Here is a 252-nt window from a genome sequence, read left to right as displayed (position 1 = left end):
CACCGACAAGGCCACCTACCACGTGTCGGCCTCGGTGGAGCGGGTGCCGCCGCCGGAGGACCTGCGCGCGCCGGAGCTCGAGACCGTCTACCTGGAGCGCTGGCAGGACGTGGGCGCCGGCGCGGGATTCAGCGAACCGGGCCGCCAGATCCTGCACTGCACCTTCGGCTCTACGCTGACCCATCCCGAGCTCGGGCCGGCCGTGCGATCGGTGCTGGAGGCGCACCCCGACACCTATGCCGAGGTGCTGGC

1 protein-coding gene is annotated in these 252 nt (G+C 72.6%); it reads left to right on the top strand.

The genetic code is table 11. From position 1 onward, the window contains the following. On the top strand, nt 1-252 hold a 252-nt coding region (locus MFF64_RS37125), incomplete at both ends, for a hypothetical protein (RefSeq protein ID WP_238194063.1).

Origin of the sequence: Methylobacterium frigidaeris (assembly GCF_022179185.1) — a bacterium.
Taxonomy (GTDB): domain Bacteria; phylum Pseudomonadota; class Alphaproteobacteria; order Rhizobiales; family Beijerinckiaceae; genus Methylobacterium; species Methylobacterium frigidaeris.
The sequence above is the reverse complement of the archived record's forward strand: the minus strand, read 5'-3'. Positions and strand labels throughout refer to the sequence as shown.